This window comes from Myxococcus sp. CA051A, from assembly GCF_013336705.1.
In the GTDB taxonomy this organism is placed as follows: Bacteria; Myxococcota; Myxococcia; order Myxococcales; family Myxococcaceae; genus Myxococcus; species Myxococcus llanfairpwllgwyngyllgogerychwyrndrobwllllantysiliogogogochensis.
The window spans coordinates 105594-121394 of record NZ_JABUMS010000004.1 but is presented as its reverse complement, the minus strand read 5'-3'; the positions used below and the strand labels follow the sequence as shown (position 1 = coordinate 121394).

11 protein-coding genes are annotated in these 15801 nt (G+C 68.7%); 3 read left to right on the top strand and 8 right to left on the bottom strand.

The features are described from left to right. Positions 1–125: 125 nt before the first annotated feature. From HUA74_RS14005 to cysS, 6 genes are all read right to left on the bottom strand, one after another. Positions 126–1628, bottom strand: a complete 1503-nt coding sequence (locus HUA74_RS14005; RefSeq protein ID WP_174454947.1) for a hypothetical protein — start codon at positions 1626–1628, stop codon at positions 126–128. A 71-nt stretch (positions 1629–1699) separates the two neighbouring features. Then, on the bottom strand, positions 1700–2218 hold the full coding sequence (locus HUA74_RS14000) for a DUF507 family protein (RefSeq protein WP_141648986.1): 519 nt from the start codon (positions 2216–2218) through the stop codon (positions 1700–1702). A 134-nt stretch (positions 2219–2352) separates the two neighbouring features. Then, positions 2353–4293: an excinuclease ABC subunit UvrC gene (gene uvrC, locus HUA74_RS13995; RefSeq protein ID WP_174454946.1), complete on the bottom strand. Its 1941-nt coding sequence runs from the start codon at positions 4291–4293 to the stop codon at positions 2353–2355. 12 nt (positions 4294–4305) lie between these two features. After that, the gene (gene uvrB / locus HUA74_RS13990) at positions 4306–6399 is read right to left on the bottom strand and encodes an excinuclease ABC subunit UvrB (protein ID WP_174454945.1); all 2094 of its coding nucleotides are present in this window, start codon (positions 6397–6399) and stop codon (positions 4306–4308) included. A gap of 84 nt (positions 6400–6483) precedes the next feature. Next, positions 6484–8181 carry a M28 family peptidase gene (locus HUA74_RS13985; protein ID WP_174454944.1) on the bottom strand — a complete coding sequence of 566 codons (1698 nt, stop codon included), beginning with the start codon at positions 8179–8181 and terminating at the stop codon, positions 6484–6486. Positions 8182–8225: 44 nt separating this feature from the next. Beyond that, positions 8226–9704 (bottom strand): cysteine--tRNA ligase, encoded by a 1479-nt coding sequence (gene cysS, locus HUA74_RS13980; protein WP_174454943.1) that lies wholly within the window; start codon positions 9702–9704, stop codon positions 8226–8228. 184 nt (positions 9705–9888) lie between these two features. On the opposite strand from cysS, the gene HUA74_RS13975 reads away from it, so the two are divergent. Continuing rightward, the gene (locus HUA74_RS13975) at positions 9889–11676 is read left to right on the top strand and encodes an FHA domain-containing protein (protein WP_174454942.1); all 1788 of its coding nucleotides are present in this window, start codon (positions 9889–9891) and stop codon (positions 11674–11676) included. Here the strand turns inward: HUA74_RS13975 and HUA74_RS13970 are convergent. Together HUA74_RS13970 and HUA74_RS13965 are read right to left on the bottom strand one after the other, a co-directional pair. After that, positions 11651–12310 carry a hypothetical protein gene (locus HUA74_RS13970; RefSeq protein WP_174454941.1) on the bottom strand — a complete coding sequence of 220 codons (660 nt, stop codon included), beginning with the start codon at positions 12308–12310 and terminating at the stop codon, positions 11651–11653. The genes HUA74_RS13975 and HUA74_RS13970 overlap by 26 nt on opposite strands. Positions 12311–12388: 78 nt before the next feature. Continuing rightward, a complete protein-coding gene (locus HUA74_RS13965; RefSeq protein ID WP_002639129.1) occupies positions 12389–12883 on the bottom strand; it encodes a CarD family transcriptional regulator in 495 nt (164 codons plus the stop codon). A 191-nt stretch (positions 12884–13074) separates the two neighbouring features. Between HUA74_RS13965 and HUA74_RS13960 the strand changes: the two genes are divergently transcribed. Both HUA74_RS13960 and HUA74_RS13955 read left to right on the top strand, forming a co-directional pair. After that, complete coding sequence (locus HUA74_RS13960; RefSeq protein WP_174454940.1) at positions 13075–15534, top strand: DNA internalization-related competence protein ComEC/Rec2; 2460 nt, start codon at positions 13075–13077, stop codon at positions 15532–15534. Between the two features lie 4 nt (positions 15535–15538). Beyond that, positions 15539–15793 carry a hypothetical protein gene (locus HUA74_RS13955; protein WP_141646312.1) on the top strand — a complete coding sequence of 85 codons (255 nt, stop codon included), beginning with the start codon at positions 15539–15541 and terminating at the stop codon, positions 15791–15793. Positions 15794–15801: the final 8 nt, after the last annotated feature.

Here is a 15801-nt window from a genome sequence, read left to right as displayed (position 1 = left end):
CGCCCGTCCTCGACGCTGTCGGGTGGGCGCCACGACCCACGCCCGCGCGCCAATCGCTCCGCGCGAAACGCGCCCAGAGCCGCTGAATCCACGGCCCTGGCCCGCTGGCGTGTCGCCCGGCGCCCTCAGTTCGCGGGCGTACCCGCCGGTGCCGCCGCGGGCGCTCCGGTCGAGCCCACGCCTGTCGCGGGCGCCGCATTGGCCGGCGCCGGCGTGGCGGGCAGCCCCGTGGCCGGCGCCGCGTTCAGTGGCGTGGGCGACCCCAGCAGCGGGGGCGCCGACGCGGCATTGAGCGGCGCGGGAGCCCCCAGCAACGCGGCGGGCGGCGTCGCCGAGTCCGCGTTCAGCGGCGGCGCGGTGCCGATGATGCCCGGGCTCACCTGCGCCGTACCGGAGAACGCATCGAAGCTGGGCGCGGTCAGCGACGGCACGGAGAACGAGCCCGTGGTCGACAGGTTCGCCGGAGTCCCGAAGGCGCTCACCGTGGAATTCACCCCCGGGGCCGTCGTGCCCGAAATCACCGTCTGGTCCCCTGCGAACGACGGGCCCAGCACGGGCGTCCCCGGCAGCACCTGCGAAGTGTTCACCGGTGGATTCGGCGTGCTCGTGATGGGGGAGACGCCGCTCGTCACCTCGGGTTCCCGAGGCGCCACGAGGACGTTCGCCCCGGTGCCCAGCGTGGCACCGCCTTCCGTCACCACCTGGCCATCACTCCCGCCCACGAGCACCCGCGTGCTTCCTCCAGGAATGACCACCGACGGCTCCTGCCCCGCCGCCGCGGACGTCGCCAGCCCACTGCCGCCGGTCCCCGTCTGCTGTACCGGCGCGGGCGGAAGCGGGGGCGGAACTCCGGGATAGACACCCGCCGGCACGGGCGTCAGCAGATACGGGTCTCCCGTCACATGGCCCGTGTTCTCCACCACCGCCACCGAGCGCACGGACACCCCATCCACCTGGATGGCCACGTCCTCGAAGATGAACTGGAGGAACCCTCGCGGCTCCGCCTCCGGAGGCAGGTTCCACACCAGCACCACGAGCTCCGCGTCACCCACGCGCGCCTGACGCAGCATCCGGTGCGTGTCGTCGTCCGCGAATGCCCCCGCATCCAACGCCCCGACGTGCACGAAGGCCGTGTCCGTCAGCAGCCGCCCGTTGCGCCACACGCTGCCCACGCCCCACACCGCCACCGCGGCATGCGTGCGGGTCATCGCTGACCACCCCAGGCCACTGTTGCCGTAGAGCGGCACGTTCAGCAGCACGCCGCCGGCCACGGTATGCGGCGGGGGTGGAGGGAGCGGCCGGGAAGGCGCCTGTGCAAGGGCCTGGGCGGGCGGGAAACCAGCCTGGGACAGCTCCACCCGGTAGTCGGTGGCCCCCAGGCGGAAAGACGCGAAGAAGCTCGCCTTGTCGCCGTAGGTGGCTTCGGGGGCGTCGACCCGGTCCTCGACGGTGAGGTCCGCGCTCCCTCGGCCGCTTTCGGCCAGGTCCGTGAAGGGCAGCGGTCCTTGGATGAAGAAGGCGTCCGGCTGCTCGGTCCGCGCGCTGGCCTGCCGGCCCTCGAACGTGAACCCGCCTGGCCCCGCGGCCAGCAACCCGGACAAGAGAAACGCGGTGAGAGGTCCCGCCATCGACGCTGCCTCCTTGTAAAACAAGGTAGGCAGCGGAGCGGGGAACGGCAGTCCCCTCTCCCCCAAGAAAACTAGATGAGGCCTCGAGCCCGGCGGATCTGCTCCACCGTCTTGTTGTACTCGATGTCGAAGGCGCTGGTGCCCTCCTGCAGGTGCTTCAGGCGGGAGCGAGCCTCCTTGTCGATTTCATCATCCACGTCCAGGTGCCGCTTCATCACCGCGAAAATCTTCTGACGCAGCGAGTTGTCGGCCGAGTAGACCTCCTCCACGTTCCGGCTGATGAGGAGGAATTCGATCATCTGGTTGATGACGTACTCGATGCCCTCGTCGCCCATCTTGAAGCCGCGGACATCCGCCATCTCGCGCTTCACCTGGTTGAACTTGGAGTAGTCATATCCGCGACGCTCCAACGCCTCGCGCGTCGCCTGGTTCACACGCTCTTCATTCGCGAGGTACTCACGCATGATGGCCGACAGGTCCATCTCGGCGTCCGCCACGCGCATCGGCTCCACCTCGATGTCCCCATCCTGCATGAGCTGCTGAATCGCCTCTCGCGAGATGATCGGGATCACCTTCGGATACAGCCTCATGTCGGTCCCTCGCCCTCTTTGGACGGCTCGAATCGTCAACCGCTATAAATCAGCGCCGAGCCCAGTCGCAATTAAAAACCCCAGGAACGTCGCGGTTCCAGCGCACTTCCCCCGCAGTCCGAAGTGGAAATTAATCACGCGGCACCGGGTGGCGACCCTCCCTGCGATTTTTCGTTCGCCGGTTCGACGGCATCGTCGAGGGATGCTTCCCGGACAGGGTCTTCCTCCTCTTCGTCGGGGTGTCCGTGAAGCCCCGCATGGACACGCTCAGCGACGGCGGGGCCCACCACGTCGGCCAGCTCCTCGATGCTCGCCTCGCCCACGCGCTTGAGTGAACCGAAGTGCCGCAAGAGCGTCTTGCGCCGCACCTCCCCCACTCCCGGGATGTCCTCCAGCGCCGAACGCACCCGACTCTTGCGCATCACCTGCTTCTGGAAGGTGATGGCGAAGCGGTGCGCCTCGTCCCTCATGCGCGTCAGCATGAACATCTCCGCCGAGTTCTGAGCCAGGACGATGGGGTCCTTTCGCCCCACGACGAACACCCGCTCGGGGCTTCGAGCGCTCTCCGCATCCCGGTCGAAGACCTCCAAGTCGCGGCTCTTGGCCAGGCCCACCACGTCGACGGAGTCCACGCCCAGGTCCTTCATGGCCGCGTGCGCGCTCGCCAGCTGCCCCTTGCCGCCGTCGATGACGAGCAGGTCCGGCAGGTCGCCGTCCTCCAGCCCTCGCTTGAGGCGCCGCGTCACGACCTCGTACATGCTCGCGAAGTCGTCCTGCTTCTCCAGCGTCTTTATCTTGTACTTCCGGTACCGGGACTTGTCCGCGTCGCCATCCGTGACGGCCACCTGCGAGGCGACGATGGCGGAGCTCTGGAAGTGCGAGATGTCGAAGCACTCCATGCGGCGCGGAAAGTTCTTGAGGTTCAGCCGCTGTTGGAGGCGTGAGAGGACCTGGTCCGTCTCGTCCTTGGTGCGGCGGCGCTCCAGGAAGGCCTGTTCGGCGTTCTTCACCGCCATCTGCACCAGTTCGTGCTTCTCCCCTCGCTTGGGGACCAACACGCGCACGCGCTCGCCCTTCCGCTCGGAGAGCAGGCCTTCGAGTCCGTCGGTGCCGTCCTCGGGGTCCAGCGGCAGCAGCACCTCCTCCGGCACGAAGCTGCCCTGGTCGTAGTAGAGGTTCACGAACGAGGCGAGCAGCTCCTCGTTGGGGAACTCCTGGTTGCCGAAGGGGAACGCCTGGCCGCCGTTGAGCCGGCCCTGCCGCACCCAGAGGACGTAGAACATGATGCGGTCGCCTTCGCGGAACAGCGCGAAGACGTCCTGGTCCTTGAAGTCCGTGGTGGCGATCTTCTGGCGCTCCAGGCTGCGCTCAATCGCCAAGAGCTGGTCTCTGACCCGCGCGGCCTCCTCGAACTTCAGCTCCTGGGCGGAGCGCTTCATGCGCAGACGGAGACCCTCCACCAGCTCGCTGGCCTTGCCCTCCAGGAACATCACCACTTCGTCCACGCTGCGGTGGTAGTCGTCCTCGGGCACCGGGTGGACGCAGGGCGCCGGGCAGCGGCCGATCTGGAACAGCAGACAGGGCCGCTTGCGGTTGGCCAGCACATGGTCCGTGCAGGTGCGCAGGCGGAAGTAGCGGTTGATGATGCGCAGCGTTTCGCGGATGGCGCCCGCGCTGGAGTACGGGCCGAAGTAGCGCGCGCCGTCGCGCTCGTACTTGCGGACGACTTCCAGGCGCGGGTACGCGTGGGTCCGGTCCAGGCGAAGGGAGATGAACTGCTTGTCGTCTTTGAGCAGGACGTTGAAGCGCGGCCGGTGCTTCTTGATGAGCTCGTTCTCGAGGAGCAGCGCTTCCTTCTCGTTGTGGACGAGCACCGTCTCGAGGTCGCCGAGCAGCTCATCCAGCAGCGACACGAAGACGCGCGTGTCCCCGGTGCGCGTGAAGTACGAGCGCACGCGGCTGCGCAGGTTGATGGCCTTGCCCACGTAGATGATCTGCCCCCGGCGGTCCTTCATCAGGTACACGCCGGGCTCGGTGGGAAGGGCGTCGAGCTTCTCCTGAAGCTTCACGTCCATGGCAGACGCCTCCTAACGGCGCCCTCGCGCCCGGCCGCCCTTGCCCCGTCCACGCTTCGGGGCTTCGTCCGGCGCCTTCGTGGGCCCCTTCAGCAGGAAGCGCGAGGCGGGCTTGAGCCCCAGGTCCATGTCCTTGAGCAACTGGACCTTGTCCCGGTACTCGGCGGCCTTCTCGAACTCCATCGACTCGGCGGCGCGCTGCATCTCCTCGGTGAACTCCTTCACCAGCCGCCGGATCTCCTTCGCTTCGAGCAAGTCGTCCTCACCCTCGGCCGCCATGGGCAACGTGCCGCCGCCCTCCGCGTCGTAGGCGTGGTCGGAGAAGTTGAGGATGTTGCTCTTGATGGAGCGAGGCGTGATGCCGTGGGCCTTGTTGTGCTGCCGCTGGATTTCGCGGCGGCGCGTCGTCTCCTCCAGCGCCTTCTTCATCGAATCGGTGATGGAGTCCGCGTACATGATGACGCGGCCATTCAGGTTGCGCGCGGCGCGGCCGATGGTCTGGATGAGCGACACGTGGCTGCGCAGGAAGCCCTCCTTGTCCGCGTCGAGGATGGCGACCAGGGACACCTCGGGGATGTCCAGGCCCTCGCGCAGGAGGTTGATGCCCACCAGCACGTCGAACTCGCCCTTGCGCAGGTCCCTGATGATGGCCATGCGCTCAATCGCGTCGATGTCCGAGTGCAGGTAGCGCACGCGCACGCCCACGTCCGCGTAGTACTCGGTGAGGTCCTCCGCCATGCGCTTGGTGAGCGTCGTCACCAGGACACGCTCGCCGCGCGTGACACGCAGGCGGACCTCCTCGAGCAGGTCATCCACCTGGTTGCCGACAGGGCGCGTTTCGACTTCCGGGTCCGTCAGGCCGGTGGGGCGGATGATCTGCTCCACCACCACGCCCTGGGATTTCTGCAGCTCGTACTCGGAAGGCGTCGCCGAGACGAAGACGGCCTGGGGCACCAGCTCCTCGAACTCACCGAACGTCAGCGGGCGGTTGTCCAGCGCGCTGGGCATGCGGAAGCCGAAGGTGACCAGCGTCTCCTTGCGCGCGCGGTCTCCCCGGTACATCGCGCCAATCTGCGGCACCGTCTGGTGGCTCTCGTCGATGAGGACCAGCAGGTTGCGCGGGAAGTAGTCGATGAGGCACGGAGGCGGCTCGCCCGTGGCGCGGCCCGAGAAGTGCCGCGAGTAGTTCTCGATGCCGTTGCAGTAGCCGACCTGTTCAATCATCTCCAGGTCGAACATCGTGCGCTGCTCCAGCCGCTGCGCCTCCAGCAGCTTGCCCTCGCGTTTGAACGTCTGGAGCTGCTCGGACAGCTCGTCGCGGATGGTCTGCAGCGCGCGCTTGCGCACGTCCTCACCCGCGACGTAGTGGCTGGCGGGGAAGATGACGATCTTGTCCAGCGTGCCCAACGTGACGCCGCGCAGCGGGTCGAACTCGGTGATTCGCTCCACCTCGTCGCCGAAGAAGCTGATGCGCACCGCGCGCTCCTCCTCGTAGGCGGGAAACACCTCCACGGTGTCGCCGCGCGTGCGGAAGGTGCCTCGGTGGAAGTCCATGTCGTTGCGGTCGTACTGGCCCTCCACCAGGCGGCGCATGAACGTGTCGCGCCCCATCTCCCCGCCCACGTCCACGCGCACCGCCAGGTCCACGTAGCTCCGGGCCGCGCCCAGGCCGTAGATGCAGGACACGCTAGCGACAATCACCACGTCGTCGCGCGTGCGCAGCGAGTGGGTGGCCGAGTGGCGCATCCGCTCGATGTTGTCGTTGATGGACGAGTCCTTCTCGATGAAGGTGTCCGACGACGGGACGTAGGCCTCGGGCTGGTAGTAGTCGTAGTACGAGACGAAGTACTCGACGGCGTTGTTCGGGAAGAGGCTCTTGAACTCACCGTAGAGCTGGGCGGCCAGCGTCTTGTTGTGGGCGATGACCAGGGTGGGCCGCTGCACCTTGGCGATGATGTTCGCCATGGTGAACGTCTTGCCGGACCCCGTGACGCCCAGGAGCGTCTGGTAGCGGTCGCCCCGAAGCACGCCCTCCGTGAGCTCGCCAATGGCCCTTGGCTGGTCACCCTCGGGCTGGTGGTCGCTGACGATCTGGAACTCAGGCATATCCGCGAGGTTTAACACCCTCGCGGGGCGAAACACTGGACATTTGTACCCGCCCGTCGAGCGGCGGACGAAGCGCTTCCAGCCCTACTTCGATGCCCCCTCGGAGGGCGGCGTCCGGGGGGCCTTGAGCGCTTCCAGCGCCTCCAGGCGAGCGGCCTCGAACTCGTCCCCCTTGTTCCAGCGCGGCAGCTCCGGAGCGCGGGCGACATGGGCCCCCAGCAGGAAGAACAGGCGCGCGTCCTCCACCGCGCCCGTCATGTCCCACTCCGGGCGCAGCTCGTCCGACGGCTGGTGGTAGTGCTTCGCCTCCCAGGCCTCGCGCTGCTGGCGGCCCCATCCTTCCGGGCGACCGATGAAGTCCATGCCGCTGCCGAAGTAGGCGGCGGGGATGCCGCGCCGCGCGAAGTTGAACTGGTCCGAGCGGTAGAAGAAGCCCCGGTCCGAAAGCTGGTCCGCCTTCACCACGCGGTTCTGCGTCTTCGCCAGCGCGGTGATGACGCCATCCAGGTTGGACTTGCCCAGGCCAATGACGGTGATGTCGCGCGTGCGGCCATGGATGTTGGCGCCGTCGATGTTGACGTTGGCGGCGATGCGGCCGGCCGGCACGGGCGGATGCTCCGACAGGTACTGCGAGCCCAACAGCCCCTGCTCCTCGGCGGCCACCGCGGCGAAGAGGATGGAGCGGCGCGGAGCCTGCGGCATCGCACGGTACGCCCGCGCCACCGCCAGCATCGCGGACACGCCCGCCGCGTTGTCGAGCGCGCCGTTGTAGATGGTGTCCTCACCCGGCTTGCCACCCTCCTTCTTGCCCAGGTGGTCATGGTGCGCGCTGTAGAGCACCACCTCGCCGGACAGCTTCGCGTCGCTGCCGGGCAGCATCGCCAGCACGTTGGCCGTGGGGCGACGACGGACGTCGTTCGCGAAGCGAGTGGACACCGTCACCCCCAGCGGCACCGGCTGGAAGTCGCGCGACTGCGCCGCGGCACGGAGCGTCTCCAGTTCCCGCCCCGCGAGCTGCAACACCCGGCGCGTGGCGTCCTCGGTGGCCCAGGCCTTCACTTGAAGACGGGGGCCCGACGTCGCGGGCAGCTCGAACTGTTCGCCCGTCCACGACGACTGCACCACCTGCCACGGGTAACCCGCGCTGGCCGTGGTGTGGAGGATGATGGCGCCCGCCGCGCCCACCTTCGCCGCCTGCTCGTACTTGTAATCCCAGCGGCCGTACCAGAGGCGCGTGCGCCCCCCGAAGAGCCGTGGATCATCCTCCGGGTCGCTGTTGAGGATGAGCAGCGTCTTGCCGCGCAGATCCATCCCCTTGAAGTCGTCCCACGCGTACTCGGGCGCCTGGATGCCGTAGCCCACGAAGACGAGCTCGGACGCGTCCAGCTTCGCCTCGGGCACCTGCACGCCCGACACCGCGATGAAGTCCTCGTGGAACTTCAGCTCCGCGGCGCCCAGCGGCGCGCGGATGGACATCGTCTCCGGATGGCCGGTGACACCCACCAGGTCGAACGGTTGGAAGAACGTGCCGTCGGTGCCCGCGGGCTTCAGCCCCAGGGCCTCCAGTTGCGCCGCGATGTACGCCTGCCCCAGCGCGTCACCCCGGGTGCCAGGGCCTCGACCCTCGAGCAGGTCACTCGCGAGGAAGCGCACGTGCGCGCGCAACACATCCGGGTCGATGCTGCTCGCGGCGGCCTTCTCCGCGGGAGTGCTCAAGGGCACTCGCTGGGCGAGCGCGGGAACGGACGTCAGGGCCAGGAACAGTGACAGCAGGTGCTTCATGGTGCCCCGAGCCCTAACACGAAGGCCCGGGGCACCGCAGCCCTTCAGCCCTGCGCGGTCGCCACCTTCCACGAGGTGCCGCCAGCCGTATCCATGATTTCCACGCCCTTCTCCTTCAGCGTGGCCCGCACCCGGTCCGCCGCGGCGAAGTCCTTCGCGGCCCGAGCGGTCGTCCGCTCACCGAGCAGCCGCTCGACCTCCGCCACGTCGATGCCGCGCTCGCGCACCGCGCGCTCACGACGCCGCAGGAGCCACGCGCTCGGGTCGTCTTCAAACAGGCCGAGCACGCCGGACACCTTGCGCACGTCCTCACGCAACGCCTGAAGCGTCCGCCCCACCATCGGCTTGTCCTTCACCGGTGGCTTGTCGGTCAGCTCGTTCATCAGGCCGAAGAGGCCGGACAGCGCGCCCAGGCCTCCCGCGCTGTTGAAGTCGTCGTCCATGGAGGATTCGAACTCCGCGAGGAAGCGGTGCGGCTCGCCGTGAAGCGCTCCCGTGCCGAAGTCCTTGCCCGCGAGGCGCTCATCCACCTTGCGCAGCGTCTCGTAGAAGTACTCCATGCGCGCCTCCGAGTCGGCCAGGGCCTTGTCGGAGAAGCTGAGCGGATGGCGGTAGTGCGTGGAGAGGAAGAAGAAGCGCAGGGCCTCCGCGTCCACCTTCTCCAGCGCGTCGCGCAGGCGCACCACGTTGCCCAGCGACTTGGACATCTTCGCGCCTTCGAGGTCCAGGAAGCCGCAGTGCATCCAGTACTTCGCGAACTGCTGCCCGTTGGCGGACTCGCTCTGCGCGATTTCGTTCTCGTGGTGGGGGAAGATGAGGTCCAACGCCCCGCCGTGGATGTCGAACGTCTCGCCGAGGTACTTCGCGCTCATCGCGGAGCACTCGATGTGCCAGCCAGGACGGCCGAGCCCCCACGGGCTTTCCCACGCGGGCTCTCCTGGCTTGGCGCCCTTCCACAGCGCGAAGTCGAGCTGCTCGCGCTTCTGATCTCCCGGCTGCACGCGCTCGCCAACGCACAGCTCGTCCAGGTGCCGCTTGGACAGCTTCGCGTAGTCCTTGTCGGCGCTCACCGAGAAGTACACGTCACCCTGGGACGCGTAGGCGAAGCCCTTGTCCACCAGCTTCTGGATGATGGCGATGATTTCGGGAAGGTGGTCGCTCACCTTCGGCTCCACGTCCGGGTCCTGCATGTGGAGCGCCCTGACGTCCTCGTGGAAGATGTCCACGAAGCGCGAGGCCAACGCCACGGGGGCCTCGCCCGTCTCGTGCGCGGCCTTGATGATCTTGTCGTCCACGTCCGTGAAGTTCCGGACGTAGCGAACCTTCAGGCCCCGGTACCGGAGATAGCGGACCACCACGTCAAAGGACGTGAAGGTGCGAGCATTCCCGATATGAATGTAACTGTAGACGGTAGGACCACAGACGTAGACCCCGACGCAGCCCGGGACAGCGGGCTCCAGCAGCTCCTTCTGCATGGTCATCGTATTGAAGAGCCGGATGGGTGGGGGAGTCACTTGCGCCATTCCTCCTGGGGGGTCCGTCTTTGTGCGTGTGGCCGCCACTCTAGATTCGCGGTCCCTGAACAGGCCAGCATTCACGAGGTCCTCGGTGCCGGGATGACTCCGGAATCCACCGGACGTGGACAACTTCGGACGACCCGGGCCTGAGAACCTTCCAGCCGGTCCTCAATCAGCGAGAATGGTGTTCATGGCTCCACCGAATCCCAAGCGCCCGCCCCGCCCTCCCCGTCCGCCGGGTACGCAGGCGCCGAAGGAGCCCGAGGTGGAGCTGCCCTTCGACGACGATGAGGTGGCCCCCCTCCAGGCCGACGACCCTCGCCCCCAGCGGGTGCCCCAGTTTCCGGCGGGCTCTCGCAAGGGACGCTCGAAGAGCGGCGGCAAGGGCCGGGAAAAGAACGACCGGGAGTTGTCCGGCCGGTTCGACTGGGGACGCGAGTACTCGAACCCCGGACATCCACCGGCCTTCCTCTACGTCGAGCGAGGCCCCGGGGCGGGTCAGCTCGTGCCCGTGCAGCAGGGGCCCCTGGTGTTGGGGCGGTCGTCCTCGTCGGACCTGCGGCTCCAGCATCCGTCCATCAGCCGGCGTCACGCGCAAATCACCCGCCAGGGCGACCAGGTCTTCATCAAGGACCTGGGCAGCCAGAACGGCACCTTCATCAACCGCAACCGCGTCACCGATGAAGTCGAGGTGATGCAGGGTGACGAAATCACCCTGGGCAACGCGATGCTGCGGCTGCGCGGTCCGGGTGGCACGCCCGCCGCGGGCATCCCCGCCCTCACCGGCGCCACCCCCGAACCCCTTCCGCGCAAGCGAGGTCTCGGCCCCTGGGGCGTGGGACTCGTCGCCGCGGGCCTGGGCTCCACCGTGGCGGCCCTCATCACCGTGCTCGCGGTGGGACTGAGCTCGAATCGGACGGCACCCACCAACGAGGCGACGCGCTCGGGTGGCTCCGCTTCCACGCGAGGGCAGACTCCGCCGTCCGAGCCCGCCCAACCGGAGGATGATCGTCCCCTCCTCGTGGACACGGGGAACGTGCGTCCCACCGCCAGAGCCACGGACCGTGCGCCCACGGGCGACGACACGGTCGGCGAAACACCGGCGAGGACGCGGAGAAGCGGCACCGAACGTGACGAGCCTCGCGCCGCCAGTCGGACTGAGGAGCGCAAGGCTCAGGCGGCTCCGTCCGGGGATGACGATTCACGCGCCCCTGACAAGGTCCGACCGGCCCAGGGCGGCTCGTCCACGTCGACGGCGGGCCTGAGCGCACGGGACATCGCGTCGGGCGCTACACGGGCTTCGCGGACCGACACGTCCGCCGCGCCACCAGAACCGCGCGCGACGGCCCTGGCCACGACCTCGGCGCGTCCGTCGCGGACAGACACCGCTGCTTCGCCCTCGAGCCTCAGCGCGAGCGACCTGGCCACGGGAGCGGTCCGCGCACCCCCGCGTGGGACGCGTGACACGACGGAAGAAGTCCCCGCGTTCCAGGCCATGTCCTCCGATGACGAGGCCGTTTCCGCTGAGAAGGTCGTCACGAACACGAAGGCCCGTGACACCAAGCCCCTGGGCCCTCCGACGGAAGCAGAGGTCCTGCGGCTCTATGAAGCCGGAGAGGTGACGTCCGCCATGGAGATGGCGAAGTCCGGTCGGTTCACGGCGCTGCACGCGAAGCTCGTCCGCTTCGACGCCGCGGGCAGCGAGGCGCGCAAGGCCCTGGCGAAGGGCGATACGACTCGCGCCATCACCCAACTCACCGTCGCCGTCAACGTCGACCAGGAGCTGTCCAGGGGGTGGAGCCGCCTGGGGCCCCAGCTGCGCGCGCAGCTCTCGACGCTGTATGTCCGCTCTGGCGCGGACCACATGAAGGCCCAAGACTCCGACGCGGCCCGCTCGGCCTTCCAGCAGGCCCTGAAGTACGACGCGGGCAACCGCAGGGCCACCGAGGGACTCAGGCGGCTCGAGCAGGCCCCTTGAGCGCCTTGTAGAGCAGCACCGCGTTGAGCACGCCGAAGGCGAGCAGTGCCAGGCAGGCCAGGACGAGCCCACGGTCCTCGCCCGGCCGCTCGCCCTCGATGAGCAACCACAGCTTGCCTTCGTGGGCCTGGAGCTCCCCCATGCCTCGCAACAGCGCGAGCGCATCGCGGTAGCGCGGCGCATCGTCCTCCGAGAGCAGACGCCCCCGGATGCCGAAGGGCCTCGGGTCCGGAGGAGGCGGCGGCCGCCCCGTCACCCAGTCCTCGCCGGGCAACGCGGGCCGGCGCACGACGAAGGGCGACTCGCGCAGGCCCACCAGCACGAACAGAGCGCTCCCATCCCGCTCGTAGGCGCCTCGCGCCGTGGGAAGTCCATGCACCTGGGCGTAGCGATTGGAGGCGAGCGCGTCGAAGCGGTAGTCCCCCTCCACGCCCAAGGTCAGGGGAACCCGGGACGAGAAGAAGTACGCCAGCTCCCGACGCTGCATCATCAGGAGCGCCAGGCTCACCACGATGCCCAGCACGGCCGCCAGCGGCCTGACACCCACGCGACGCCGCGCGAGGCTCGACTCGAGTTCGGCGATGCGCGCGTCTCGCTCGGCCTGTACCGAGGAGGAGGAAGGCGACTCGTTCATGGCGTGAAAAGACGAAGCCCCGAGTTCCCTTCGCGGGAACCCGGGGCAAGGAGTCTCTCGGGCGGAAGCCCGTGTAGCTCAGGCGAGGTTGAAGATCTTCTTCAGGTCCGACTCGATCTCTTCCTCGGTGCAGTCCTTGGCCAGCGACAGCTCCTTGATGAGCAGCGAACGCGCCGTGTCGAGCATCTTCCGCTCGCCGAAGGACAGGTCCTTGTCGCCCTTCAGGAGGTAGAGGTCGCGCAGCACTTCGGCGATCTCGAAGACGGAGCCCGTCTTGATCTTCTCCATGTACTCCCGGTAGCGCCGGTTCCAGGTCGTGGAGTCGACCGAGATGTCCTTCTCCCTGAGGATGGAATAGACCTGCTTGACGTCCTCCTCGCTGATGATCTCCCGGAGGCCGACCGACCCGACCTTGTTGATCGGGATCATGATCCGCATCCCGTTCTCCAAGATGCGCAGCACGTAGAACGACTGGCGCTGCCCGGCCACCTCGGTGTGCTCGATACCCATCACCTCACCGACGCCCTGGCCCGGATAAACCGCCTTGTCACCAGTCTTGAAGCTGGTCTGCACTAACTGCCTCCTTGAAAGACTCGCTCCCGGCCTTCCATCACCAAGCCGGGCACTACTACCACAAACCACATCCACGGGCAACGATATCGCCTTGACCACCCAGGACGCGCCCGACTACGTTGTCGGTTTTCGTACGCGGTATCGCTCGGTGTACGAGCCGGCGTGACGGACGGTGTTGGGCGGGGTGGCGGGTGGATCGTTACGCGTGGCGCGACCTGGGGACGCGTCCCCTTTTCTTTCCTTCGTTGAGCTTGCTGCTAGGCGCTCTCTGGTCTCCCGGAACGGACGGCCCGGCGGAGCTATTTCTGGTCTGCGGGGTTTTGCTGGGAGTGGCCGGGCTGGCGCTCGCCCGGCTGCCTGGTGCTCATCTGGCGGTGCTGGGCGCACTCTGGATGGCCGGTGCGGGCCTGGCGCGCTGGGAATCCCAGACCCTGGTTCCGACGGCCCTGGCGAAGGGCGGCGAGGCCGTGGTGGAGGGCGAAGCCGAGCGGGTGGACCTCCTGGACGGAGCCACCCGGGTCCGGCTCGCGGTGGTTCGCGCGGGGCCCGAGAAAGGGGCGCTCGAGAGTGCCCGCTTCAAGCTGAACCTGACGCTTCGCGGAGCCACGCCGCCACTGCTGCCGGGTCAACGACTGCGGGCCAGGGTGCGCCTTGCTCCGGACGCGCCCGCCGCCAATCCAGGCGAGAAGGACTTCACGTCGGTCCGGCGCAGGCAGGGTGTGGCCTTCACAGGGGCGACGAGCGCGGAGCGTGTGCTGGTGCTGTCACTCGCGCCCGCGTGGCGCTGGGTGATGGAGGACACGAGGGAGCGACTGGCCGAGGCGACGCACCGGGTGGCGCCCTCGCGTGACTCCGCGGCCCTCTTCCTCACGCTCGCGGCGGGGCGGCGAGCGGAGCTGGACGCGGATTGGGAAGAGGCCTTCTCGCGGGCGGGTCTCGCGCACGTGCTGAGCGTGAGCGGGCTGCATGTCGCGGCCCTGGCGCTGATGACCCTCGCGCTGTTGCGGCGTCTGCTGGTGCGGGCGGGAGCCCGGTGGCGGAAGCTGGATGCTCGACGGGTGGCGGCGCCCGCGGCGGTGCCCTTCGTCTGGGCCTACGTGCTGTTCACCGGCAGCCAGCCGCCGGCGGTGCGCTCAGCCGTGATGGCCACGGTGGTGTTGTTGGGACTGGCGTGGTGGAAGCGCGCGGACGGGTTGAATGGCCTCTCCGCCGCCGCGCTGGTGCTGGTGCTGTGTGCGCCCTCCAGCGTGGAGGACCTGTCACTGCGACTGTCGTTCCTCGCGGTGCTCGGACTCGTGCTGCTCGTGCCGGCCCTGCGACTGGCCCTGCCCTTCCCTCGGCCGGACCCGCGCGAGCCACGTCGATGGGCGCGACTCTGGGGACAGGGACGCGAGGCCGTGGCACAGACGCTGTGCGCGAGCGCGGCGGCAACACTCGCGGGACTGCCCGTGGCGGCGTCGGCCTTCGGGCGGGTGAGCCTGGCGGGGCTCCTCTCCAATGTCGTCGCCCTGCCCCTGTGCGGGCTGCTCACGGGACTCGCGGCGGGCGGGGCGGCGCTGTTCGTGGTGGCACCTCCCCTGGCGACTCCCGTGCTGTGGGCGGGAGCCTGGGCGTCGGAGGCCCTGCTGTGGCTCACCCGGGTGTTCGCCGCCATGCCCCTGGCCTCTGTGGAGGTACCGCCACTCGGGGCCTGGTCGGCGCTGTATGCCTTCGGACTGTTGACGTGGGCCCTGGGAACGGGCCGGTGGCGCGGGGGCGGATGGCTGGCGCCGGTGGCCCTGGTCGCCGCGGCGCTCGCTCCACGGCTCGCGCCCGAGCCGGGCCTGCGCGTCACCTTCCTCTCGGTCGGCCAGGGAGACGCGGTGGTGCTCAGTTCGCGCGGACACCATGCGCTCGTGGATGGCGGTGGCTCGCCAGGAGGCGCCGACACAGGGCTGCGCTTCATCGTCCCCTACCTCCGACACCAGGGCATCTCCACGCTGGACCTGACGGTGCTGTCCCATCCGCATCCGGACCATGCGCTCGGGTTGGTGTCCACGCTGGAGCACGTGCCCACCGCGCGCCTGTGGTTGCCGGCGGGCGACGAGGGCGGACCGCTGTCTCGGCGGGTGGTGTCGGCCGCGCGCGATGCGAGCGTGGAGGAAGTGCAGGCCGGACATCCCTCGCTGCGCCTGGGCGAGGCGACGGTGGAGGTCCTGGGCCCGCCGGGGGACGCGGAGCGCGAGCTGTTGGAAGGCGTGAATGACCGCAGCGTGGTGCTGCGGGTCCGCCACGGTGACGTCACGGTGCTGCTGCCCGGAGACATGGAGCACGACGCGGAGGAGCTGCTGGCTGACAGCCTGGGCCCGGTGACGGTGCTGAAGGCCCCGCACCACGGCTCACGCACGTCCTCCACGCAGGCCCTGGTGGACCGCATACGCCCCAAGCACGTGGTGTTCTGTGTCGGCCGGCGCAACCGCTTCGGCTTTCCCCATCCGGAGGTGGAGGCGCGCTATCGCGCCGCGGGCAGCGAGTGTTGGAGGACGGACATCGACGGCGCCGTCACCGTGGAGAGTGACGGGCGGGATGTCCGGCTGGTCCCTCACCTGACGCGCGAGCCCGCCGGTGAGGACGCTCGACTTGCCGTTGATGCGCGGCATTCCCATCGTTGAGGCGATGAATCCCGAGGACATCGACCTGCGGCAACTGACGGCGGACCTGAAGGACGCGCTGGGCCCTGGAGAACCCGTGGGCTACCTGCGCGGCAAGTCGCTCATGCGGGACTTGCTCGTGGACCTGAAGGGCTTCTCCCAGCAGGAAGCCGAGGAGCTCATCGATACGCTGGAGCTCCAGGGCTACCTCCGCTTCCTCGGGGACCCTTCCGAGCGCTCCGTGGCGGATGCCCAGTGGGACATCACTCCGCACGCGTGAGCGCGCGC

Coding starts and splice junctions, on each gene's coding strand:
- cysS (WP_174454943.1), bottom strand. CDS start 9,704: ATGGCGCAAGTGACTCCCCCACCCATCCGGCTCTTCAATACGATGACC.
- uvrB (WP_174454945.1), bottom strand. CDS start 6,399: ATGCCTGAGTTCCAGATCGTCAGCGACCACCAGCCCGAGGGTGACCAG.
- uvrC (WP_174454946.1), bottom strand. CDS start 4,293: ATGGACGTGAAGCTTCAGGAGAAGCTCGACGCCCTTCCCACCGAGCCC.
- HUA74_RS14000 (WP_141648986.1), bottom strand. CDS start 2,218: ATGAGGCTGTATCCGAAGGTGATCCCGATCATCTCGCGAGAGGCGATT.
- HUA74_RS13975 (WP_174454942.1), top strand. CDS start 9,889: ATGGCTCCACCGAATCCCAAGCGCCCGCCCCGCCCTCCCCGTCCGCCG.
- HUA74_RS13955 (WP_141646312.1), top strand. CDS start 15,539: ATGAATCCCGAGGACATCGACCTGCGGCAACTGACGGCGGACCTGAAG.
- HUA74_RS13985 (WP_174454944.1), bottom strand. CDS start 8,181: ATGAAGCACCTGCTGTCACTGTTCCTGGCCCTGACGTCCGTTCCCGCG.
- HUA74_RS14005 (WP_174454947.1), bottom strand. CDS start 1,628: ATGGCGGGACCTCTCACCGCGTTTCTCTTGTCCGGGTTGCTGGCCGCG.
- HUA74_RS13970 (WP_174454941.1), bottom strand. CDS start 12,310: ATGAACGAGTCGCCTTCCTCCTCCTCGGTACAGGCCGAGCGAGACGCG.